Origin of the sequence: Chryseobacterium mucoviscidosis (assembly GCF_002177115.1) — a bacterium.
Classification (GTDB): domain Bacteria; phylum Bacteroidota; class Bacteroidia; order Flavobacteriales; family Weeksellaceae; genus Chryseobacterium; species Chryseobacterium mucoviscidosis.
Map to the genome: position 1 here is coordinate 565,446 of NZ_MVAG01000128.1, position 24,198 is coordinate 589,643.

General features: G+C 32.9%; 24 protein-coding genes and 1 tRNA gene. 20 read left to right on the forward strand and 5 right to left on the reverse strand.

Annotation, left to right across the window (positions count from 1 at the left end; all coding sequences use genetic code 11):
• Positions 1-144: 144 nt before the first annotated feature.
• The 9 genes from B0E34_RS21410 (at position 145) to B0E34_RS17180 (ending at position 7,872) form a co-directional block, all read left to right on the forward strand.
• Positions 145-251: transfer RNA gene (locus B0E34_RS21410), tRNA-OTHER, on the forward strand.
• A 302-nt stretch (positions 252-553) separates the two neighbouring features.
• On the forward strand, positions 554-2,305 hold the full coding sequence (locus tag B0E34_RS17145; RefSeq protein ID WP_087711454.1) for a hypothetical protein: 1,752 nt from the start codon (positions 554-556) through the stop codon (positions 2,303-2,305).
• A gap of 160 nt (positions 2,306-2,465) precedes the next feature.
• Positions 2,466-3,215, forward strand: a complete 750-nt coding sequence (locus B0E34_RS17150; protein WP_087711456.1) for a nucleotidyltransferase domain-containing protein — start codon at positions 2,466-2,468, stop codon at positions 3,213-3,215.
• Positions 3,216-3,231: 16 nt separating this feature from the next.
• A complete protein-coding gene (locus B0E34_RS17155) occupies positions 3,232-3,963 on the forward strand; it encodes an ATP-grasp domain-containing protein (RefSeq protein ID WP_087711458.1) in 732 nt (243 codons plus the stop codon).
• A gap of 2 nt (positions 3,964-3,965) precedes the next feature.
• The gene (locus B0E34_RS17160) at positions 3,966-4,400 is read left to right on the forward strand and encodes an AAA family ATPase (protein ID WP_087711460.1); all 435 of its coding nucleotides are present in this window, start codon (positions 3,966-3,968) and stop codon (positions 4,398-4,400) included.
• Positions 4,390-5,151 (forward strand): tRNA(His) guanylyltransferase Thg1 family protein, encoded by a 762-nt coding sequence (locus tag B0E34_RS17165; protein ID WP_087711462.1) that lies wholly within the window; start codon positions 4,390-4,392, stop codon positions 5,149-5,151. Before B0E34_RS17160 ends, B0E34_RS17165 begins: the two co-directional genes overlap by 11 nt.
• A 5-nt stretch (positions 5,152-5,156) precedes the next feature.
• A complete protein-coding gene (locus B0E34_RS17170; RefSeq protein WP_087711463.1) occupies positions 5,157-5,867 on the forward strand; it encodes a hypothetical protein in 711 nt (236 codons plus the stop codon).
• A gap of 3 nt (positions 5,868-5,870) precedes the next feature.
• A complete protein-coding gene (locus tag B0E34_RS17175) occupies positions 5,871-6,782 on the forward strand; it encodes a hypothetical protein (RefSeq protein WP_087711465.1) in 912 nt (303 codons plus the stop codon).
• 4 nt (positions 6,783-6,786) lie between these two features.
• Entirely contained in the window at positions 6,787-7,872 is a 1,086-nt protein-coding gene (locus B0E34_RS17180; protein WP_087711467.1) for a nucleotidyltransferase domain-containing protein, read from the forward strand.
• Positions 7,873-7,913: 41 nt separating this feature from the next.
• Here the strand turns inward: B0E34_RS17180 and B0E34_RS17185 are convergent, their stop codons facing one another.
• Positions 7,914-8,348 (reverse strand): cold shock domain-containing protein, encoded by a 435-nt coding sequence (locus B0E34_RS17185; protein WP_076395443.1) that lies wholly within the window; start codon positions 8,346-8,348, stop codon positions 7,914-7,916.
• Positions 8,349-8,891: 543 nt separating this feature from the next.
• On the opposite strand from B0E34_RS17185, the gene B0E34_RS17190 reads away from it, so the two are divergent.
• The 5 genes from B0E34_RS17190 to B0E34_RS17210 all read left to right on the forward strand — a co-directional run bounded on the left by B0E34_RS17190 (position 8,892) and on the right by B0E34_RS17210 (position 12,220).
• Positions 8,892-9,791 (forward strand): pYEATS domain-containing protein, encoded by a 900-nt coding sequence (locus B0E34_RS17190; protein ID WP_123956684.1) that lies wholly within the window; start codon positions 8,892-8,894, stop codon positions 9,789-9,791.
• Between the two features lie 320 nt (positions 9,792-10,111).
• Positions 10,112-10,684 carry a hypothetical protein gene (locus tag B0E34_RS17195; protein WP_087711471.1) on the forward strand — a complete coding sequence of 191 codons (573 nt, stop codon included), beginning with the start codon at positions 10,112-10,114 and terminating at the stop codon, positions 10,682-10,684.
• Between the two features lie 30 nt (positions 10,685-10,714).
• On the forward strand, positions 10,715-11,119 hold the full coding sequence (locus tag B0E34_RS17200; RefSeq protein WP_087711473.1) for a hypothetical protein: 405 nt from the start codon (positions 10,715-10,717) through the stop codon (positions 11,117-11,119).
• A 218-nt stretch (positions 11,120-11,337) separates the two neighbouring features.
• Positions 11,338-11,520 (forward strand): hypothetical protein, encoded by a 183-nt coding sequence (locus B0E34_RS17205; RefSeq protein ID WP_087711474.1) that lies wholly within the window; start codon positions 11,338-11,340, stop codon positions 11,518-11,520.
• Between the two features lie 19 nt (positions 11,521-11,539).
• Positions 11,540-12,220: a hypothetical protein gene (locus B0E34_RS17210; protein WP_123956686.1), complete on the forward strand. Its 681-nt coding sequence runs from the start codon at positions 11,540-11,542 to the stop codon at positions 12,218-12,220.
• Between the two features lie 200 nt (positions 12,221-12,420).
• On the opposite strand, the gene B0E34_RS17215 is transcribed toward B0E34_RS17210, so the two are convergent.
• On the reverse strand, positions 12,421-12,972 hold the full coding sequence (locus tag B0E34_RS17215; RefSeq protein ID WP_087711478.1) for a hypothetical protein: 552 nt from the start codon (positions 12,970-12,972) through the stop codon (positions 12,421-12,423).
• A gap of 103 nt (positions 12,973-13,075) precedes the next feature.
• On the opposite strand from B0E34_RS17215, the gene drt3a reads away from it, so the two are divergent.
• From drt3a to B0E34_RS21415, 4 genes are all read left to right on the forward strand, one after another.
• Complete coding sequence (gene drt3a, locus B0E34_RS17220) at positions 13,076-14,377, forward strand: antiviral reverse transcriptase Drt3a (RefSeq protein ID WP_087711480.1); 1,302 nt, start codon at positions 13,076-13,078, stop codon at positions 14,375-14,377.
• 87 nt (positions 14,378-14,464) lie between these two features.
• Entirely contained in the window at positions 14,465-15,382 is a 918-nt protein-coding gene (locus B0E34_RS17225) for an IS1595 family transposase (RefSeq protein WP_087711482.1), read from the forward strand.
• 4 nt (positions 15,383-15,386) lie between these two features.
• Positions 15,387-15,740, forward strand: a complete 354-nt coding sequence (locus B0E34_RS17230) for a hypothetical protein (protein ID WP_087711484.1) — start codon at positions 15,387-15,389, stop codon at positions 15,738-15,740.
• Between the two features lie 49 nt (positions 15,741-15,789).
• A complete protein-coding gene (locus B0E34_RS21415; RefSeq protein WP_165763010.1) occupies positions 15,790-15,954 on the forward strand; it encodes a hypothetical protein in 165 nt (54 codons plus the stop codon).
• Here B0E34_RS21415 and B0E34_RS17235 read toward each other — a convergent pair.
• Entirely contained in the window at positions 15,929-16,195 is a 267-nt protein-coding gene (locus tag B0E34_RS17235) for a hypothetical protein (protein WP_087711486.1), read from the reverse strand. The genes B0E34_RS21415 and B0E34_RS17235 overlap by 26 nt on opposite strands.
• Positions 16,196-16,229: 34 nt before the next feature.
• A complete protein-coding gene (locus B0E34_RS17240) occupies positions 16,230-16,745 on the reverse strand; it encodes a hypothetical protein (protein WP_087711488.1) in 516 nt (171 codons plus the stop codon).
• Positions 16,746-17,624: 879 nt separating this feature from the next.
• Here B0E34_RS17240 and drt3b point away from each other — a divergent pair.
• Together drt3b and B0E34_RS17255 are read left to right on the forward strand one after the other, a co-directional pair.
• Complete coding sequence (gene drt3b / locus B0E34_RS17250) at positions 17,625-19,790, forward strand: antiviral reverse transcriptase Drt3b (protein WP_087711492.1); 2,166 nt, start codon at positions 17,625-17,627, stop codon at positions 19,788-19,790.
• 455 nt (positions 19,791-20,245) lie between these two features.
• Positions 20,246-20,971 (forward strand): hypothetical protein, encoded by a 726-nt coding sequence (locus B0E34_RS17255; RefSeq protein ID WP_087711494.1) that lies wholly within the window; start codon positions 20,246-20,248, stop codon positions 20,969-20,971.
• Between the two features lie 863 nt (positions 20,972-21,834).
• Here B0E34_RS17255 and B0E34_RS17260 read toward each other — a convergent pair.
• A complete protein-coding gene (locus B0E34_RS17260; protein WP_076395423.1) occupies positions 21,835-24,099 on the reverse strand; it encodes a polyribonucleotide nucleotidyltransferase in 2,265 nt (754 codons plus the stop codon).
• Between the last annotated feature and the right edge of the window lie 99 nt (positions 24,100-24,198).

The window sequence follows — 24,198 nt, forward strand, 5'->3', positions numbered from 1 at the left end:
AAGTCAGATTATTGGAAGTTAAGAATTCAAAATTATCCGTAAAAACAGATTAAGAACAATTCGTTAACAAAAAGAAAACTAATAACCGAACCTTGCAGGTGTAAAAGCCTGTAGGGTTTAATGAAAACCTTTAATCATAAGGTAGGAACAGTAGCTCAGATGGTAGAGCAACAGATTACTTTTCGCTTTTGGCAAATAAAGTTCCTATGTATTCCAGTTGTGGGTCGCAGGTTCGAGTCCTGCCTGTTCCTCAAAAAAAATGAAAAAAAATTGTTAGATATACACAAAGGCGCAATTTATTTAAAAGCTATACTTGTTAAGGCGCAAGGATTTTATCTCCGATAAAATTTAATGCTGAATATTTTAGCTAAAAATGTCGCACTGAGTTTGCCGAAGTGTCCGCCTTTTTAAAAAACTTTAAGGCAAAGGGAGTTCCTATAAATTATTTGGAAAATTACTCCCCGCCTATTAAAAATTATAGGTAAAAGGAGTTCCTATAACACTTCACTTTTAATGAATCTTACTCCTCACTTATTTTTTTAAACTCAAAACAATGAAAACATTAAAATTATTCAACGCTGTACTGGCAAAAGAATCGGATGCTGAAGTCTTTATTTCTCAGGATGGTTTCATCATCGAACCTCATGCAATCTGGGCAAAAAAAGAAATTATTTCTTACTACGCTAAAGAAAAGCTGAACGGAAACGATCTCAACAAAACCTTTCATAAATCTTGGCAGAAGATTAAAGAAAGTAGAAGACTCGAACTGTTGATGGAGCAGTTATTTCATTATTTTTCCACCTATGGAAGCAGATTTCAGGGTGAAGTATACATTCCGGATGAAGTGTTGAATATCCCGGATCTGAAGCTTAATTTTAAAGTTATTAAAGCCTGTTCCGAAGAAGAAATGCAGGAAAAATGTCTTGCTATTCTAAGATCAGGAATTGCTCTGAAAGAAGAAACAATTGATGATTTACTATCTATTCTGCACGACGAACTGGAATATGATTTTACAGGAAAAGAAAATATCAGAAACAAAGAAGCCATCATAAAAATTGCCGACCGTTACGACGTTTATCCTGAAAATAATGTTGAATTTTTGCGTTACGTGATCTACAAAACCACAAAAGAAACATTATTAATTAAAAACAATGATTTGATTAATGATATTAAGCAAAGCAAATTCAATCCGACTTATCTTTTTGAAAGTTTCGGACTGGAAAAAATGGCGGAAATTTTTAACCGTTTCAAGCCTTTATTTTTAGCCTATAAAAACAGGGCGCCAAAGGTGATTAATAAAATTTCGAAGCTGTCGAAAATTTATCACAAACCATTAATTTCGAATCCATTGAATAACGCAACCAATATGTTACTGGAAAACAGCGATCTGCACTGGCTGGAAAATGCCACTCCGTTTGCTTTGTTTAAAGCTTTATCGGCTTGTTATTCAAGAATGTACGGTCAGGATACTTTTGTATACAGAATCCGAAACGGAAAATCGTGGACGAAAAAATCAATCGGAACTTCCGTAAATGAACTGAACTACGATTTTATCTTAAGCTATTTAAAATCAAAATATCGTTTTGAAGGTAAGAAATTCTATTTCCCTGAAGATGTAGAATTTGCCTTACCGACTTCTGAAAAGATGTTTGTAGGGAATATTCCGACGGGAACAAGATTCTTCGGAGAAAGATTAGCAGTAGGAATTTACTGGGAAAATGCATGGGGAGCTTATGATTTGGACCTTTCAGGATTAAATATTGCCGGAAAAATCGGATGGAATGCAGCTTACAACCAAAATTCTGGTCAGTTGATGTATTCGGGAGATATCACTTCTGCTCCAAACGGTGCTGTAGAATATCTTTACGCAAACAGAGGTTTAATGGCTCCGACTCTGGTAATGAACAACGTTTTCAACGGAAACAGCGACTGCGGATATAAAATAGTTATCGGAAAAGGCGATGCCGTTTCTTACGATTATATGATGAATCCGAACCATCTTTTTGCAGAAGCAAAATGTCAATCCGTACAAAAGCAGACCATTTTGGGAATATTGCTGCCAAAAGACGGAAGACAGTGTTTCGTATTGCTGAATTTCGGAGCAGGACATACTCATGTTTCAGGAAATACAGAAATTTCCGTAATGGCGACGAACGCTTTGTATCAGCAATGGTACGAACCGATATCCTTCAATCTTTTGATTCAGGAATTAGGAGCTGAAATCGTTTATGATAAAGAAAATATCGACTTTGATTTTTCTTTGGAGAATCTGGAGAAAGACAGTTTTACGAAGATTTTTAAATGATAATAAATCCATTTTAATTGTCATTTTGAGTTTTTAAAATTTCTCAGGATGACATTTTTTTAGCTAAATTTTAGTCCTTTAATATCATTTTTCACATAAAACGATCCTGCGTAAAAAGATTGCGCAGGATATTTTTTATTTTGTATAAAATTTAAAAATCATGACACCCAAAATAATAGATAAATTAAAAGAAGTCGAAGCAAAGCGCGGTGTAGAAATACTGCTTGCCGTAGAATCCGGAAGCCGCGCGTGGGGATTTGCTTCTCCGGACAGCGATTACGATATACGCTTCATATACCGACATGAAAAGGACTGGTATCTTTCACCGTGGGATAAAGACGAAACCATAGAATTTATGACCGAAGACGATCTGGACGGTTCCGGATGGGATCTGAGAAAAACGTTCCATTTATTGTTGAAGTCAAATGCGGCTTTGCTGAGCTGGTTCTACTCTCCTATCGTTTATGTGAAAAATGAAAAATTTTACGATCTGTTTAAACCTTTGGCGGACAAATGCTTTTCTCCGATAGCCGTATTTTATCACTATTCAAGCATGAGCAAAAAATATCTCGAAGCATGCAGACTTGATGAGGTAAAACTGAAATCTTACTTTTACTGTTTACGAACCACTTTAACCGGAAAATGGATATTGGAAAAAGGGACGGTTCCGCCTGTTTTGTTTAGTGACTTACTGGTCTTAGTAGATGATTTTACAAGAACGAAAATAGAAAATTTAATCGCTTTAAAAGCTACCAAAGGAGAATCTTACCATCATCTGAATGACTGGAAACTCTTCGGATTTTTAGAGAAGACCATATTGGATAATGAAGAAAGAGCTAAAAGTCTGAAAGGAGGAAATTCGGATAAAAACGAAATGGAGAAGGTTTTTAGAGAAATATTAATACATTAGAAATAAAAATAATCCAATGAAAAACCTCATCGCGCTCTCTCCTATGTACACGGAAGACAGCAACAATCTGAAAAAAGCATCCCTCAATTCACCCTACGAGTTGAGCCGGTTTAATGCAAAATGGAATGTTCCAGAAGAATTTCGTGCAGACGTGATTGCGGTGTATGGCGAAGATATTTATGCTGAAATTGTGGCGGAACAATGCAGTCTTACGTTAACGAAACCCGATGACGACTGGCTTTCAAAAGTTTCGAAGGAATTTACCAAAAGAAAAATCTCTTACGGAAGGCTGAAAGATTTCGTGCATGAAGAAAATATTTTCATCAAATGTTCCGATTTTAAAAGTTTTAAAGCCGGAGTTTTTGATAAAGTCACCAACATCAAAGGTTTTGATACATTGGATCTGGAAAGCAGGGTTTTCACTTCCGAAGTGGTAGAATGGGAACTGGAAGTAAGATGTTTTGTCTTAAATAATCAAATAATAACGCATTCTTCTTATTGGAGAAATGACGTTTTTGATACCGATCCGCTTTCTGAAAACGAACAGAAAGAACTTTTTGATTTTTTCAAAAATTTCATTCAGCAGTATGGTGAGACACTTCCCAAAGCCATTGTTCTGGATTTCGGGATCATCAAAGGAAAAGGCTGGGCTTTGATTGAAGCGAATCCGGCTTGGTGTTCCGGTTTGTACGCGTGTGATGCGGAAAAAGCTTTGGAGGTTGTTGTAAAAAGCTGTATAAAGAATTAAAAATGCAGATCATCATATTCATCGGGATTCCCGCAAGCGGAAAAAGTTCCTTCTACAAGGAGCTTTTTTTCAATTCGCACATCAGGATCAGCATGGATTTGCTGAATACCAGAAACAAAGAAGGAAAACTGCTTCAGTACTGTTTTGAAACACAGTCCAAAATAGTCATTGACAATACAAATGTGACCAGAGAAAGCAGAAGAAAATACATTGAGCTTGCCCGACAGAACAAATACGAAATCATCGCATATTATTTTGAAAGCATCATTCAGGATTGTCTGGAGCGGAATAAAAACAGAAAAGACTCCATCAGCGAGATCGGAATAAAAGCAAAATACAAAGACCTCCAAAAACCTTCCATTGAAGAAGGTTTTGATAAAATATTCCATGTGAAAATAATGGAGAACAAATTTGAAATCAGCAATTATGAAATTTGAAGAAATTGAAGCGGTCATGCGGAAAAATGAAAGCCTTTCGGAACAGTATATCCTTCCGGAAAACTTTATGATCGTGAGACTCGACGGAAGAGGATTTACCAGACTTACCAAAGAAAAACTGTCGCTGGAAAAACCTTTCGACCTGAAATTCGGTCAGGCAATGATCGATACGACGAAGCATCTTTTTACCATCGGGTTTAGAGTGTTGTACGGTTACACGCAGAGTGATGAAATTTCATTGCTGATCCATAAAGACGACCAGACTTTCAGCCGAAAAGTAAGGAAGATCAATTCTGTTCTCGCGGGAGAAGCAAGTGCTTTTTTAAGCCTGCAGTTTCAGGAAATCTGTGTTTTCGACTGCAGAACGATTTCCATTCCGAACCGTGAAATGATCGCGGATTATTTTTGCTGGAGACAGGAAGATTCCCACAGAAATTCCCTTTCAGCCTATTGTTACTGGACGTTGAGAAACAACGGATTCAACGCAAAACAAACCACCGAAAGAATTGAAAGAATGTCACAATCCGATAAAAATGAACTGCTTTTTCAGTACGGAATCAATTACAACGATCTTCCGTCCTGGCAAAAACGCGGCGTCGGAATTTTTAACAGAGAAGTGATCCAACAAGGCTACAATCCTGTAACACAGGAAACGGTGGATTGTGTAAGAAATGAATTGTTTGTGGAAAGGGAATTGATGATAAGAGAAGATTATAGAGTATTTTTGAGGGAGATTTTTAAAGAATTTTAAAGCAAATGAACTACAAAATCATACACAACGAAGAAAAATTACAGCAATTCATAGACTGGCTTCCTGAACTATTGCCCAATGAACAATATTACGTTGCCCTTCTCGCAAGAAAAAAATACAACCCCGAAACAGGACTGAAAGCAGATAAAGCACAGTTAAAAAGATTTACCTCAACCAAAGAAAGACTGCTTCACAAAATCAGGCAGCTCGAAATTCCGGCAGGCTTGTACGAATCCGGAAATACCGAAGTTTCGCAGGATAACCTCGCGATTTACATCACTCCCAACCCGCGCGACCTTCACAATGCTTCATTGTTTTTAATGAAAGAAATTTCGGAAAAACTCATCCGGAAAGATAACGCCATCAATCCCCATACGTTAGCTTTAAATCTTATTCAGACCACCACTTCACGAAAAATATTCTTTGATCTCGATATTGATTTCCGTATAGAAAACCATCAACAAGCCATTGATAAATTCAGAGAAGACATTGCAGACTGTTTAAACCCCGACTGTCTTACCTTTATCAAAACCAATGGCGGACTGCATTGTTTAATTAAATTAGACAACATTAAGAAAGAACACCAGAAAAGCTGGTATCAGAAAGTTTCACAGCTTTCTTGCAATGAATATGAAGTTACGATGAACGGCGATAACGTTTTACCTATGGTAGGCTGTTTTCAGGGAATTGATTTTTCACCTTATTTTTTAGATTAAATTATGTGTACTCCGAATACTGAATTACAATTCTGCACTTGTACTGAAGGAGATATTTTTGAAATAAAAAATATATACATTTGGTCTTTGAATAGATACGTTGGCTACAAGGAAAAAAATCCATTCTTTTTCGCAAGCTTTGTAAAACCCGTAGAAGATTTTAGTAATACAATCTCCGCACAAAACATAATATCAAAACTTAATGAAGGTAATATTTTTGATTTCGAATATCTTCCAAAGGAAAAAGACACATTGGATATCAGCTTCAATGCTAAAAATAGAGCTGAGTATAAATATTTCACCATAATCTTTAGAGATGGAATATGGCAGAAAGGACAAAATCCGCATTACGTCAGTGTTACTGAAAACATCGCAAGAGGTGAAGTGAAAGTCACCTACAAAGAAGAAAATGAGTTTCTAAAACATGTTGAACATTTAAAGATTAAATATGGAATTGAAATTCCTGAATCTATTAAAGTTCGGTGTGCCAATTTAAAAGACGATTCCCAAGATCCAATTTATTTAGCTATTAGGAACTTTAAAGAGTATAAAACTTTCTATCATCCGGAATTTATTAAATACATTACTGATAAATATTTTAACGAATTTCACGAATCAGAAAATTCAAACGCATTGCAATCTCTTTTGGATAAAGCACAAAACACATTCTCTTTATTAGAAAAAAAATTTATTTCTGAAAAAATAGATTTATCATTTATTAATAAATGTTTCAATGAATTAAATGATAAACTTGAATGTGTTTTCACTTCAATTCCTATAAAAGATGACGAATACATGATTATTGATGGACGTTTTTATTCAAAAGTAATTTTCTCAAAAGGCAAACGTAAAACATATTTCATAAACAAAGTAAAAAAAATAAATTATGAAATATTTAAACTTTTTAAAGGATAATTAAATGACCATCCAGGACCTTAAAAACAAAAACCTCATCCTTTTCGAAGCCATCTCCGGAAGCCGCTCTTTCGGATTGGCAACAGAAAATTCAGATACAGACATTCGTGGCGTGTATTATTTACCGAAAGAAGAATTTTTCGGGTTAAATTATATTCCCCAGATTTCTAACGAAACCAACGACATCACCTACTATGAAATCGGAAGACTCATCGAACTGTTACAGAAAAACAATCCCAACATCCTCGAAATTATCGCCAGTCCGGAAGACTGCATCTTACAGAAACATCCCTTAATGGATCTCCTGAAACCCGAAGATTTCCTTTCCAGACTCTGCAAAGACACCTTTGCAGGATATGCCGTTTCCCAGATTAAAAAAGCAAAAGGACTCAACAAAAAGATTCTCAATCCGATGGATAAAGAGAAAAAATCCATCCTCGATTTCTGTTATATTTTGCAAGATCAGGGCTCCGTTCCGTTGAAAAAGTGGTTACGGGAATTCTCTTCCGCCGAAAATCAGAATGGTTTACAGCAGGAAAAATGCGGTTTGGTAAGCATCGACAATACCAAAGGAATGTTTGCCCTGTTTTACGATCAGTCCGGCGATTTCAGATACAAAGGAATCATTCAGAATCTGGAAGCCAATCAGGTCTCTGTTTCCTCCGTTCCCAAAGGACAACATCCCCTTGCCTACCTTTTCTGCAACCTTGATGCCTATTCCACCTACTGCAAAGATTACCGCGAATACTGGAAATGGGTTTCCGAACGCAATGAAGACCGCTATAACGTCAACCAAAACCACGGACAGAATTACGACAGCAAAAACATGATGCACACGATTCGTTTATTACAGTCGTGCGAACAGATTTTTAAAAACAATTCTCTGAATATCCGCGTGGAAAACCGCGAAGAATTACTCGACATCAAAGCCGGAAACCGGTCGTATGAAGAAGTATTAAAAAAAGCAGAAGACCTTATTGCTTCCATTGAAAAATATCATGCTGCTTCTACTCTACCCGATGTTCCGGATCTGGAAAAAACCACAAAAATCTTAGTTCAGATCCGCGAGGAACTCTATAAAAACAAATAAAGCTTCATTTCTGAAGCTTTATTTTATGTATTGTCTGACATTTATTTTACCAATCTGATCTCCATTGCAGAAAAACCTTTCGGGGATTTTTCCTTTTCGAAAGAAACTTTATTTCCTTTTTTAATTTGGTCGATGCAGTTGTTGTTGTGGAAGAAAATATTTTCTTTAGTCTTATCTTCCGTGATGAAACCGTATCCTTTTTCGCTTAAAAAAGTTACAATTCCTGTTTTTACAGTTTCTTCAGCCTCAATAGGAGCTGCTCCCAACTGGATATTGTTGATATCAATTTCCTCTCTTTCAGCCTGATCCGGTGGTGTAGAAGTAAGTTGTCCGTTCGCATCTACATACATGAACATTTCGTTCAGGCTTTTCCCTTTATCATTATTTTCCTTACGCTCTTCACGGCGCATTGCTTTTTCTTTTAGTTTTTGCTGTTTCTTCTTGAAATTTTCTTTTTTAGAGAAAGAATCTGCCATATATTTTATTGAATTTTTATTTTACAGTTATTTGAAACTTCGGAAAAATCAGGGGGTCCTCCCCTTCTCAGTGATTCTGTCCACCAAATTCCGAACCTGTTATTAAAGGGTTTCTGAGTGCTTTTATTAATGTGAATGCCTATGAAAAGGCATAAATTGAAACGGAAGTAAATAAAATATTCTAAACGATCACAGAAAGTAAAGACAGAGATTTCTTTTAATAAGTTAACAAATATACGAAAAATAAGCATACCAAACAAATATTAAGGATTTCAATTCGCTGAATTTCAATTTATTTTAGAGATTGAATTTTAAATGAAGCCTAATGAAAAAGTAATCCGTAGATTCCAACAAAAAATAACACAAAATAGTAATGGATTAATTCTGGAATATGTAAGAATTTCGTATAAGAAAATCTATACCATGTCAGAATTAACATTAAAACAAAAAAATAGAGATCTTAAAAGCATTTGGGATTTCTTACTCTTTTCCATTATTGTCGGAATAGTAATCTGCTTTCTTATCGGCTTAAACACCTTGAATATGAAAGGAGGAATAATGGCTTATCTGGAACTTACAGGAGCATGCATCTTTATTGGAGGAGCCAGTTTTGGAATTGGTGGACTTTCAGGATTTTTATTTGGAGTACCAAAAATTTTAAACTCAGATACAAATAATCATGACAGAAAACCTTCAGTTACACAAAATGATAATCTTGTTCAGATCAGTGACTGGCTTACAAAGATTATTGTTGGAGTAGGATTAACTCAATTGAATAATATTCCTGAATTTTTAGCGCGGGTGGGAAAATATTTTTCGATAATATTTCAGAACAAAGAGTCTGGTGAAAAAATAGCCATCGCTGTAATATTGTATTTTCTTATTATTGGCTTTTTATCCGTTTATCTATGGACAAGACTTCATTTTATTGGTATGGTAAAAAAAGTAGAAGATGATTTAGATAAAAAAGTCAATGCAATGGCTGAAGTCATTAATGATACACAGCAAAAAATGACCGATTTAGGCGGCGGAAAAACAATATCAGAAAAATTTGATGAAGTAAAAGCAGAAGTAAACAATATTGCTACGAATGATCCGGATGACCCTCAAAAATCAAAATGGGGCGGAAAATCTGAATGTAATGAAAGAAAAATTACGGCAAAAATAGAACCTTCAGAAAATCCTGCATTATATAAGGTAACCCTTGAAGTATGCAGTACAAATCCGGCAAATCCTCTTACCGGGTTTGTTAAATTCCATTTACACCCTACTTTTAACAATGACAACCCAATCATTGCGGTTACTGATGGAATTGCAAGGTTGGTTTTAAATAAGGTATATGGAGCATTCACCGCAGGAGCTGAAGCAGATGAGGGAAATACCCGCTTAGAAATAGACTTGGCAGAATTATCCGGTGTTCCACAGGAATTTAGAGACAGATAAACCTTTTTAATGATTAAATGGTTTAAAATAATAAAAAGGCTGCTCCTTTAGGAGCAGAATCTGTGTAGAAATAAAAATAAATCCGGCAATCAATCCGTAGGATTGGTATCTTTAATGCGCAATGTTCTAGAGATAGCGTTCCTACGGAACGCCGGGCTTATTGCGAACCCCCCTTCTCTGTAAAAAACAGGTTTGCGAAATATCATAATTATACTTAATTTGCTCAGGAGATAAAACTTTCCCCGTAGAAATTCTGCATAATAAAATTCAGAAACTCTGCCCATTTGAAGTTCTCTCTATAATTTTTAAACAAACAGACCATGGTTCTCGAAGGATTAAATACTGAAGGCGTACTTATTTTTGCCAATACCACCAAATGTAAAAACTATTACTCGGATAAAGAATTCAATTACGATTATCCCGATGGATTATCAGAATTATTAAAACAAGGAATCATCCATATCATTACTACCGATGAAGCAGTGGAACGAGTCGATTTTGTTTTTAATAAAGAAGAAATAGACCGCAATAGATGGGAATTTCACAATTCTTACAACTACTTAAAAGCAGAACCCGGAGATCAAATCCGCGCTGTTTCTCATGCGGATTTTACCCAGATGTGCCATCATCATAAAGGTGATTTAGAAGCCCATATCGATAGTTCATTATTCCTTAAAAACATTTTAAACGGAAGCAGAGATGTAACCAAAGAAGAATACTTTAAATATGAATTGCCATTGATAGAAATACCAGCGGGAATCTGGAAATTAAATGTTTATTCCCTTAAAGAAGAGCATATCCTTAGCTGGATCGAATTTTTAATCCACCTGGAAAAGATAGAATCCGTTGAAATCGATAAAATCACCCTGAAGCCGCTTGAAATCTTTTCTTAAATACAAATACTTTTTGAGAGCAGAAATAATATGAATTATATAGACGAAAGCACAGTACCCCAATGCAAAATTGAAGAAAAGAAATTCGAATGGGGAGAACCCTATACAGTCTATACCCCTGTTTTCTGTTTTCCCGATTTATTAAATACCACACTGGAAAATTCGATTATTCTGTTTGGAGAAAATAACTTTAAACATCAGTTATTGATGTTATACAATACGATCAATAATCATGAAGAGTCTGAAAGACTTACAAACTATCAGGGAGAACCATTGAACAGGAAGTCAATATTGGAATTGATAAACACATATCTTAAAAAAACTGAGACTTTAACTGCCCCTTGGGAAAAATACAACATTGGATTAACAGAGGATGATTATATAAGGCATCTTGAAGATAAGCTGGGAAAACCCCTGTATTATATAAAAGTCTGACTGCCAAATAAAGTCTTCTCTGTTACAGCTTATTGAAAACCTTTCGATAGCGCGGATTTGAAATTTCGATAGCGCGGATTTGAAATCCGTGCTGTACTTCCAAACCGCGCTGCGCAAAGTTTCCCGACTTTGAGCAATATCAAACCCAAACAATTTTTTTAAATTTATCCCGTTTCTGATAGTCTCCCTACTTTGAGCAAAAATTAAAACAATACTAAATGAAAGAAGGCTATATTATAAAAGATAAGGAAGAACCGCATTTTATTACTTGTACAGTAGTAGATTTGATAGATATTTTTACAAGAAAAGTTTATAAAGATATCGTAGTTTCTTCTTTAGATTATTGTATAAGAGAAAAAAGAATGATGTTGTATGGCTATGTCATCAATAGATGTTATTAACCCAAAATCCCTAAACAATATGAATTTTAAAACTAAAATAGTTATCATTTTATTATCCTCTTTATTACTTACGAATTGTAAGGAGGAAATGAAAAAATGTGTAAGCCAATCAACCGATACTAATGTAAAACTATATAATGATTTAACAGATCAGTTGATACCTTATTTTTTTAGAGAAGATTATTTAGGTAAAAAAAAATATTTTGATAGTTTAAGAGTTCATAATGAGGATTTATATATCGAAGAGAAGACAAAAGCCCACAACGAAATTTTTAATCATCCTGAAAAATATTGCAATTTGTATATAGATTCTACTAAAAATAAAAATACATATTTCGGGACAGATAATACCGAGGTTTATTTAAGACGCATAATCAGAACGCAGAATTCTTTTAAAGACTTTTCTAATAGTCCAGATATTAAAAATTTAAGCATACGAAGTTCTATAAAAGCAAATCAATTTAATTTGTGTACCGCAAAAGTGCTGGATCTGGCAGAGTATGATAAACATACAAATGAATGTGAGATAGGTGTTGTCTATTTTTCAGAGATTGTATTTGATCCTTCTAAAAGAATTGCATTAGTTTTTGTTGACCATCTTATAAAAAAAGATTATTATGGTAGAAATGCTGTATTTAAACTAAGATTGCATGATAATTATTGGGAAATAGAAGATGTTATGTTAGTGTCAACTTCCTAATTCTCGATAGCGCGGATTTACAATCCGTGCCTGTAATATCAACAAAAACACCTGATAGCGCGGATTTGAAATCCGTGCTGTATTTCCAAGCTCAAAAATGCTTTGGTTATATACCATTTCTTCATAAAATCCTATACAAATTCTTCTCTTTCTATGGAAGATTTCCTGATTTCCGGAACAGTAACTTTATGGGACGTAAATCATTTTTTCACATTCGTATAAAACGAATAATAATAAAAAACAGGATACTTTTCAAAAGTTTCTGATTTACCCATCGTGTAGGCATCATGTTCATATATATTTGAAAAATCAAGGATAAGAGATTTCTTTTCCGGGAAATTGAAGATGAACTTTATTAAACTGCTTACAGCAGTTTCCGTCTCATAAGTAAATAAAAGTTGTTTTCCGTCAGCGCTGTATACTTTCTTATTATAGACTCTCGCATTCAGTTTTTTATCCACACCCGTATCACTGGATTTTACCTTGTACATCAATGTTTCCTTACCATTCTTCATAATGTATACATCTGCATTTTTATAACTATTATCATACTTAAAAACAACAGCTTCATTGATTTTCATAATCATATCTGTGAATTTTTCTTCATTAGGGATCGACTGCGTTTCCGTGCCTGCAGGCATTTCGATAGGTCCTGATTTTGAAGCTGCTGCCGGTTTCTTTTTTTGTGCATTGATAGTAACCCCGAAGAATACCATTGCAGTAACAACGGAAATAAATTTGAAAATTTTCATGGAATATTTTTTTGCAATGTTATGTAAATTATTTTGAAATGATCTTATTATTAATTTAAAATCTAGTCATTTAGAATAAATACATTGATAATAATTAATTGTTATGGTTTTCCGTAATATTTTTTTGTGGAGAAATCATATATTTGAAAAAACTAATTATAAAAATCTTGAAAACTATAAAAATTTAATGTTAGACCAATCATTTTCAAGCTCGAATTTTAATCTTATCTTTTTAAAGGAAAATAGAAAAGGAACAATAAAGAAAAGACACTTAAATCAAGAATATTTTGATAAACACGATGAATTCAACGCTGTCTTAAATGATAAAATTAATTTAAGGCATTCTAGAGCAAATAAAACTCTTTCACAAGATGAGTTGAATGATTTTGCAGAAAGACTTCAAACAATAAATGAGGAAAAAGAAGAAATAAGAAATAATTTATTTTCAGATTATTCTGATATCATTAATAATGAAGACACTCCGTTCTGTTTTGAAATAAAATATGATAAATCAAATGAAATGTATATCACAAATAAAAATGGTGCACATTTCTTTGCAATCAAGCAACTTCAAAAAAATTTGCACAAAACTTTCAAAGTAATTCAGGCGGACAGAAATACAATTATCAAACAAATCTATAATTTAATTTCAGATGGTTTTCCTAAAATAATCATTAGAACTGACATTACTAAATTTTATGAATCAATTCCACAGAAAAAACTATTTGAAAAATTAGAAAATAACAGTTTATTATCACCTCTTTCAAAAAAACTTTTAAAAAGAATGTTTTATGAATTTGAAAAAATAAAAGATACAACTCTAATGCAGCCGCAAAAAGGTATTCCAAGAGGTTTTGGTGTTAGTGCTTATCTTTCCGAGCTATACATGAGAGAAATTGATAATGAAATAAAATGTTTACCGGATATTATTTACTATGCTCGGTACGTCGATGATATAATCGCCGTTTTTACTCCTAAAACAAAAAGTCAAGAATACGATTATAAAAAGCTGATAAAAGAAATTATAAATAAAAACGAACTACAGATTAACGATAATCTGGATGGTAGAAAAGATAAAACACACAAAATAGTATTATTAGATAAAATTTTACCTCACCCCGAAAAATTAGATTTTCTTGGATATAAATTTTTAATAAAACAAAACCATGAAATTATAGTTGAGTTATCAGATAATAAAGTAAAACGATATTTAGATAGAATAAAAAAATCAATTGAAATATATAATATTGATTCTAAGTACAACGAGAAAAGAGCTAGAAAAATGCTTTTTGATAGACTTAAATTCTTAACCTGCAACTATCGTCTAAATCACAATAAAAAAAGTATAAAAGCAGGAGTATATCATTCAAATTGTATGCTTGAACTTAATAAAAAAAGGCACTAACATACGAGATTACACAGAAAATTTAACGTTTCTTTAGTACAGAAATTCAGAAATTTTTCGTAAATTTATATATAATCCTTTCATTAAATGCTCAAATTTTCCAGTATTTTAGAACTTATCAGGGCTTTCCCTGATGAACAATCTTGTATTAATTATCTTACACAACTTCGTTGGAAAAATGGAGTTGTAAGCCCGTTTGATTCACTATCAAAAGTGTACAAATGCAAAGATAATAGATACAAATGTAAAAATACAGGAAAGTATTTTAATGTAAGAACTAAAACTATTTTTGAAGGTTCTAAAATCTCATTACAAAATTGGTTTATTGCTATCTTTCTTTATACTTCTCACAAACGAGGTATTAGTAGTTATCAATTAGCGAAAGATTTAGCCATCACACAAAAAAGTGCATGGTTCATTTTACAAAGATTAAGATATGCAACCGAACACGAAGCATTTGTAAAAGAGTTTGAAGGAATAGTACAATGTGACGAAACGTTTGTCGGTGGTAAAAACAAAAACCGTCATAAAGATAAGAAAGTTGCAAACTCACAAGGTCGCTCATTCAAAGACAAAGTACCTGTATTTGGAGCAGTAGAAACTTCTACAGGCTTTGTAAAAGCAATTGCTGTTACAGATACTAAAGCAAAAACAATTCAACCATTATTACATCAGCATATTAAACATGGCTCTCATGTAATGACAGACGAGTGGCACGCTTACAAAGGTATTGGTAAGTATTTTAATCATACTTTCGTAGATCATGGTAAGAAACAATATGTAGATGAAGGAACAACAACCAATGCAATAGAATGTTTTTGGTCGCATTTAAAGCGCTCAATCATTGGAGTGTATTACATTACAAGTAAAAAGCATTTACAATTGTATCTCAATGAAATGACCTTTAGATACAACACCAAACAAATGCGAACCGATAGAAGATTTGATTTGTTTTTGGAAAAAACTCAGCAAAAAAGGTTAACTTGGCAATCTTTAACAGCGTAAGAAAATGAAGAAAAAGATATTTAAAGAGTTTGAAAATCAGTATAAAAAGAAATTCACAGATATATCACTATTAGATAAATTCTTTGAAAAGTACGTCTTAAACGCTATTAAAGATACCGATTTATTAAAAGAACTCAACAAAAATAACAGAAACATAAACAGTCTAAAACCTTTAGATTATTTAGAAAATGAAGCCATATTACTAAGAACAATCAAAATAACAGTACTTCTTGAATTATCTAAAGATTTTGACGAGTTTAAAAAATTTGATGAAAGGATTCAAAAAGATAAAGAATATATTCCAGACATGGAATTTGAAAGAATAATGAAATCCTTACTAAGTGTACCAAACGAGTAAAGCCCCTGAAATTAGGGGCTTTTTTATTTAACAATTTAAAATTTACAAAATGGAAAAATTAAAATTAAAAATGGAAAAGCAAAATCAAACTTATGCTTTTAAAACTGCCGAACAAAAGGTTAGGATTTTAGAAACAGTAGCAAAAGTCAGTGATGATTTTAAATCTTTAAAAGATAACTTTAAAGAGATTATAACTCTCCTTCATAGTAATTAATTGCATTGCTTACAATTGAAGTTAAAGTATTAAAACCCTCATATCGTTCTCTTCTAGTAGTATACTTAATTAACTCTACTGATAGGTTATTATAGAAATTACTTCCACTATCAACATCATTCAGTATTTGTTGGATATGTACTAAGTTACCAATTCGTGAATCTACAGTAGTTAAAGCATCTAACTGTCTTCTCAATTCTTTAATTTTGTCTAATTGTGCTTGTGTAATTTGTTTTGCCATAGTTAAAAGTTTTGACCAATATACAAAAAATGTTCTATTTAGAGTTTACATTTTTAATTATTGTTTCCAAAGTATCTAATAACCATTTTATAACTATATTAGTTTGCTGATTAGAACCATAATCAATATCTCTACTGTCTAAGTTTTTAGAAATAGCATCTTTAAATTGAGTAATTATTTGATATTTAACATTGGTATCTATATCCCATGTTCTAATATCGTTTATCATATATTCAATTTTAGATTTGACAAATTGGAAGTTTGTATCATAATTCTGTTGCTTTTGTTGTAAAGCACGTTCTATCAAACCAAGATTATTGGGTTGAATATATTCACCATATTGTCTTGGTTGTCTTTGATATTCAGTAGACTTTAAATCATAGTATTCCCATTGTCGGGTAAGACTATTATACTGTTTATAACCGATAATATTTCCAGAGGAATTAAAATACTCATATCGTTTAGAAAGAGAGTTGTATCTCTCTGTTACGGATTGAGAAAAACTGAATACTCCAAATAAAAGCATTACAGAAACGAAGATTTTTTTCATGACATAAGATGATTTTGGTTTCACCCAGTCCCAAAGTGATGGTTTATAAATACAGAAAAGCGTGGGACTTTGCCGTATTTATCTCTTGCGAGGCTCTGGTAAGCCATTAGGTGAATAAACAGGAAAGCCCACGCCTATAGCATGAGCATTTCACTTATTTATCCTACACCTATTTTTGAATTTACCAGATTCCGCAAGGTAGAATAAAAAGCAAACGCTTTATTTTGTCAATATGTTTAGATTACAAATATAGAAAAAATGAATGTTACAATTGAATAATAAGAAAAAATAAGAGGTGCTTTCACACCCCTTATGAAACCTGTTACTTTTTACAAGATTTAGGTTTACTTCTGTAAAAGTATTTTCTACCGTCTTTAGTAGACTTGTGTACTTTTACGAACTTGTTGGTAGATTTTCTACTCATTGTTTTACAAGTTTTACAATGACAACCACTACCGTGTCATCTTCGGCGAAATGTTTGGATGATTTGCCTATGATGTAGTAATGTAAACCTAAATCAAAAGTAACGAATTTTTAAGAGACTGTTGAAAAGCGGTCTCTTTTATTTGAAATAAAAAAATAACAATCAAATTATATCAGTGTAAACTGGTATATTAATGCCTAAAAAAACATACAATTGTCTAAAAATATTAAATCTTCGAATGATAAGATTACTAAATGATTTAAATCCTCCTCCTAAAATTGGAATCAGTAAAGCCAATCTTATAGACGTGATTAAAAATAAATTTTGTTTTGAAAAAGGGTTTAACCAAAGAATATTTCATTCATTCAAATTCAACTCCAGAGAGCATATTTACTATAATCGTAAATTTAAAAGAGTAACAAATAAATTTGAAGTAATTAAATCAATTTGGAAAGATGAGTAGAAAAAAAAGATATATTCAATATCCAAAAGAAAGAGCAATTTTATCTGACGTTCATCCATATGAGGTTCCGATAACGTTTTCAAATAGGTATTTTTATCGTTTTTTAGTTGAGTATAACGTTTTTGTTCAAGGTAATAAAATTGAGTTTAAAAACAATTTATCTGGTAATGATTTAGATGCATTCAAAGAAATTCTAAAAATTATATTCCATCATGATTATCAATCACCCGATAACGATAACAAATTTAGAAAAATCCCATTTTGTTATCGCATTACACATAAAGAAAAAGATTTTCGTGAGCTTGCCTTAATACATCCAATTAATCAAGTAAAGCTAGTTAAACTTTATGATGATTTTAAGGAATCAATATTGTATTCCTGTTCAATTAGTGATTTTAGTATTAGAAAACCCGTTGATGTTGCGAGGTTTAGTTTTTTTAATGATAAGCTACACCAATTAAATAAAGGTGATAAAAATGATTTTTTAGAATTAAAAGGCAAAGAATATGAGGATTTAAAAACCTTTTTTTCCTATAAAAAATATACAAACGTTTATAAATTTTACGAAGATTACAGATATCATCGAGCAGAAAAAAAATATAATTTTCTTTTTAAATTTGATATTGCAAGATGTTTTGACAGTATTTACTCACATTCAATATCTTGGGCTGTACTTGGTTTAGAAGCAGTTAAAGAAAATATTGATTCCTCTAAAAATAATTTTTCTGGAGTCTTTGATAAATTTGTCCAATATTGTAATTATGGTGAAACTAATGGGATTCTAATTGGACCTGAATTTTCAAGAATATTTGCTGAAATTATTTTACAAAAAATAGATAAAACAGTTGAGGAAATAATAAAATCTAAACACGGACTTATAAATAAAATAGATTACGAGCTGTATCGATATGTTGATGATTATTTTTTATTTTGTGATGATGAAGTTTTAAAGGAAGATATTTTTAAAATTTTTAAACATGAACTAAAATCTTATAAATTATCTATTAATAATTCTAAATCTTTAGAATACTATAAACCAATAATTACGGAGATAACTATTGCTAAAGAAAAAATTAACCAGCTCTTTTCAGAGAATCCTAAATTTTCAATTATTGATTTAGAAAAAGTCCCAAATATAGAAGAAAGAGAACAAGTTGAAGTATTAAATCATAAGTTTTCATTTTTCTTTAATGCTAATAATCTCATAACGCAATATAAAATCTTGATTAAAGAATCAAAGGTCGATTATAAAGATGTTTTAAATTATAGTTTAGCGCTTCTAAATACGATCATCGAAAAGAATTTAGTAAACTTTGAGAGTATATATTTTCAATATAAAATTAAAATTAAATCTGGTGAAATAGAGGATAAGAATGTTATTAATAAATTAGATAAAGTAGAAGAATCCTTTACATCTCATATAGTTAGCTTTATAGATTTTATATTTTTTATTTACTCAGTTTCACCAAGAGTAAATTCAACAATTAAAATAAGTCATATTTTATCTAAAATATTAGCCTTTTACAAAATAAAATATAAATCAGATAAGAAGAAATTTATAATATCAACAAATAACAGACAGCGAGTATTTAAAAAAATTCTAGATGAATCAAGTCTTATAATCAAAAAAAATTTAATTTCAGAATATGCTCAGGTTGAAACGCTGTATCTTTTAACAGTAATTAAGGAATTGGATAGAGAATTTAGAATTCCAGAAGTTCTTTTAGAAAGATTTATTGGCTTTGACCAAGAGAAAAACAAAATTCCTGATTGCAGATTGAATTATTTTTCAATTGTAGTAATATTATTCTATTTAGGACATTCTACAAAATTTGAAAAAATCAAAAATGCCTTAAAAAGTTATATTGTAGAATATATAAAAAGTTTTCCTATTGAAAAACGCAATAAATCTTCAGAATTAACTCATTTGATTCTAGATTTGATTGCTTGTCCATATCTCGAAATTAAGTATAAAAGAAAAATTTTTATAGTTTACAAAGACAGTAAAACATTTAAAGAAGTAATAGAAAGTGTTAGAACATTAAATAAAATATTAGATTTTCAAAAAAGTTATGTAAAATATTGGTTTACTAAATGGGAAAGATTTAATTTAGCAAAAGAATTAGAATACAAGAAAAGCCAAGAGGTTTATTCTTAAAAATATTGTCAATACCGATCTCCAGTTTGGAGTAATTTATTATTTCATTCTAGAATTAAAGTGAGTAATCATTTTCATTCACACACATGTACGTGACAGCATTCCGTAAAGGAAGAAAAAACCAAGCAACCTGAGGAGATGAAGGTTGCTTATTTTTTGATAGCTTAATTTATAATATATTACATGTATACATTATAGTATTTGTTCTCCAGAATTTACAGTATAAAACCAATTTTCCTGCTTTGCAAAGTCTCCCGACTTTGTGCAATAATAATTTAAAACTCAAAAACAGATTTTACAAGCTCTACTTTTAAAACATCCCCCTCGCCTCACCGCGAGGGTTTCCTATTCATAAACTTAACATAATATCCTGACTACAAAATATTTACCGAAAAATAATAACCATTTCAAAATAAATTTTAAATTTGAAAGAATTTAAAAAAACACAAACATTTATGTCTTCAAGATCAGAAATAGGGCACGCCAAAAATGTGGCGAACCTGCAAAAATTAATTCAGCAGATTTCCGTTTATCCCCTTTACAATCCGCCGGTTCCCGAGCTTACCATCGATAGTCTCCAGAACCTGTACACCACTGCCAATGCGAAACTTACGGAAGTCGAGGAAAAGCGCAATGCCAACAAAAATGCCATTGCTCTTCGTCAGGACGCATTCAAAAACCTGAAAACAAACTGTACCCGAATTACCAACCGTTTAGAAATTCTCGGGTTATCACAGGGAACCTTAAATCAGGCAAAATCATTGAACCGCACCATACAGGGGGCAAAAAAGAAGCCTGCTACAACACCCGAGGAAGGCAAAGAAGCACCCAAAATCATTTCCTCTTCCCGACAGTCTTACACCCAGCAAGCTGAAAACTTCGGCATTCTTGTACAGTTGCTCGAAACCATACCCTCCTATACACCAGATGAAGAAGAACTGAAACTATCAACCCTTAATACCTACAAACAATCATTGGTAGCCACCACTCAGGCAGTAGACCAGACCGAAGCAGAACTTAACCTCAAGTTCATTGAAAGAAACAGAATACTGTATGCAGAAGGAACCGGACTCTATCCCATCGTACAGAACGTAAAAAAATATGTAAAAAGTCTTTATGGAGCCACCTCTCCCGAATACAGCAATGTAGCGGCAATTAAACTTTCGATGATAACAGAATAACATCCTTCTAAAGAACAGAGGATTAAAACCAGAAATCTTTTCGTAAAAGTTAACAACTAAAATAAAAATATCCTGACGAATATTCAGTCAGGATATTTTTTATATTTAATTGTCCGTTTATTAACCTAAAGCTTCGACAGGCTCAGCTTGACATCGCTAAAAATCAAGCGTTTAGTATTAGAGGTGTCACACTGAGCTTGTCGAAGTGCCTGTTATAAATAATTGATTTTAATATTAGTGCATATTAATAGGTGTTTAACGGATATTCAATTTTTATATTTTAATCGCTAAAAATTATGTTTGATCAACTGGAATTTATATTCTTCTAACTGTAAACAACATTCCTGCTCCTAAAAGTTATATTCGATCAACCGAAACTTATATTCTTTCAACTGTAAATAATATTCTTGTTCCTGAAAGTTATATTCGATCAACTGAAACTTATATTCTTCAACTGTAAACCATATTATTGCTCCTGAAAGTTATATTCGATCAACTGAAAGTTATATTCGATCAACTAAAACTTATATTTTTCCAACTGTAAACAATATTCTTACTCCTGAAAGTTATATTCGATCACCTGAAACTTATATTCTTTCAACTCTAAACAATATTCTTTTTTCCTTCAATTTAAATTTTAAAGTAAAACGTATACTTCCTCCTTAAACTGCTCCGTAGGAGCAATATCTGTGTAGAAAGACACATCCCCCACAACAACAAAACTCCGAAGGAGTTTAATATCGCCCCTCAGATATCATCACAACGCAATCTGAAACCTCATTTTCCCTATCTCCACCGACAAACCCCATAAAAAAACCACCGGAAATCCGGTGGTTTTCATATCTGTTAATATCAGAATAATCTTAAGCTTCAGATGAAGGATTATTATCTCCCGCAGGTTTTTCACCTTCCGGTCTTCTCTGTCCTTCCGGTCTGTTTGGTCTTTCAGATCTGTTGTTCTGTCCTTCCGGTCTTGGTCCCCTTTGTTCACCTTCTTTCTTCTCAGGTCTTGGAGGTCTTGGCAACAAAACTTTTCTGGAAAGCTTCATTTTCTTACGGTCATCATAACCCATAAATTTCACTTCCACTTCATCACCTTCGTTATAAGGAACTTTGTCTAAACGAGCCCATTCGATCTCAGAAATGTGAAGAAGACCTTCAGTACCTTTAGCAATCGCTACGAAAGCACCGAAATCCATTACCTTCACAACCTTACCTTTGTAAACTTCCCCTACTACAGGAACAAAAGTAATCTCATTGATCTTCGCAATCGCTTCGTTGATTTTTTCTCTGCTGACACCGGAAATTTCGATTCTTCCGATTTCTCCAATTTCTTCAATTGCAATAACAGTATCTGTATCCTTCTGCATTTGCTGAATGATTTTTCCACCAGGTCCGATTACAGCACCGATGAAATCTTTAGGAATTTCCATCATTACCATTTTCGGAGCGTGAGGTTTCACATCTTCTCTTGGAGCAGCAATTGTTTCAGTAATTTTATTTAAGATATGGATTCTTCCGTCTTTAGCCTGTAAAAGCGCTTTCTCCATAATATCCATTGATAATCCCTGGATTTTGATATCCATCTGACAAGCTGTGATTCCGTCTGCAGTTCCTGTTACCTTAAAGTCCATATCACCTAAATGATCTTCGTCTCCTAAGATATCAGAAAGTACCGTGAATTTACCTGATTTTACATCAGTTACCAACCCCATTGCAATACCAGAAACTGGTTTTGTAATCTGAATACCCGCATCCATCAATGCCAATGTTCCGGCACAAACTGTCGCCATTGAAGAAGAACCGTTGGATTCTAAAATATCAGAAACGATACGGATCGTATAAGGATTTTCTTCAGGGATCATATTTGCCAAAGCTCTCTGAGCAAGGTTTCCGTGACCAACCTCTCTTCTTGAAGTTCCTCTCAGAGGTCTGGCTTCACCCGTTGAGAACGGCGGGAAGTTATAATGTAAGAAGAATCTTTCGTCATAGTTTGCCATTACGCTGTCTACCATGTTCGCATCTTTTACCGAACCTAAAGTTACAGCCGTTAAAGATTGCGTTTCACCTCTTGTGAAAATTGCAGAACCGTGAGCTCCAGGTAAATAATCGATTTCGCTCCAGATCGGACGAATCGTTTCAGGATCACGACCATCAAGACGGATTTTATCATTCAAAATCATCTGACGCATCGCTTCTTTTTCCACATCGTGGTAATATACTTTTACGAAAGGAGTTACTCTTTCAAGCTCTTCTGCATCTTCTGCATACTGAGCAAGGAATTCTTCACGGATCGCCTTGAATTTTTCTCCTCTTTCTTCTTTGCCTGAAGGAGTTTTCGCTACTTCATATACTTTATCGTAAGTTTCTTTCCAAACTTTTTCACGGATTTCCTCGTCATGAGTTTCGTGAGAATATTCTCTTTTCGGGAATGATTTTCCTACTTTTTCAGCTAATCTTTCCTGAGCTTCAACTTGTTTTTTAATTTCAGCGTGAGCGAAAGTGATTGCTTCCAGCATTTCCTGCTCAGAGATTTCTTTCATTTCACCTTCCACCATTACGATAGAATCTTTAGTAGCTCCCACCATAATATCAAGATCAGAATTCTTAAGATCTTCGAATTTAGGATTAATAGAAAGCTCACCGTCAATTCTTACCACTCGTACTTCAGACATCGGTCCGTTGAAAGGAATATCTGTAATGGCAATCGCTGCAGACGCCGCCAAACCTGCTAAATCATCAGGAATCGACTGTCCGTCATAAGAAATTAATGAAATCATTACCTGAACTTCCGCATGGAAATCTTCAGGGAACAAAGGTCTCAAAACTCTGTCTACCAAACGCATCGTAAGGATTTCCTGATCAGATGGTCTTGCTTCTCTTCTGAAAAAGTTTCCTGGGATTTTACCGCCTGCATAGAATTTTTCTCTGTAATCTACTGTTAAAGGTAAAAAATCTACACCGGGATTGGCTTCTTTGTTGGCTACAACAGTTGCTAAAAGCATTGTTCCGCCCATTTTTACGACTACAGATCCGTCAGCTTGCTTAGCTAATTTCCCTGTTTCAATTGTGATTTCTCTGCCGTCTGCAAGAGTAATCAGCTCTGTAATTGCTTGAGGTACACTCATAAATTGTTTTGTGTTGTACTCCGTATTGAGTACTTTAATTAATTATATTTCGTCTAAATTTTCGTTTGCAAAGATAATGTATTATAATGATTTTTTTAA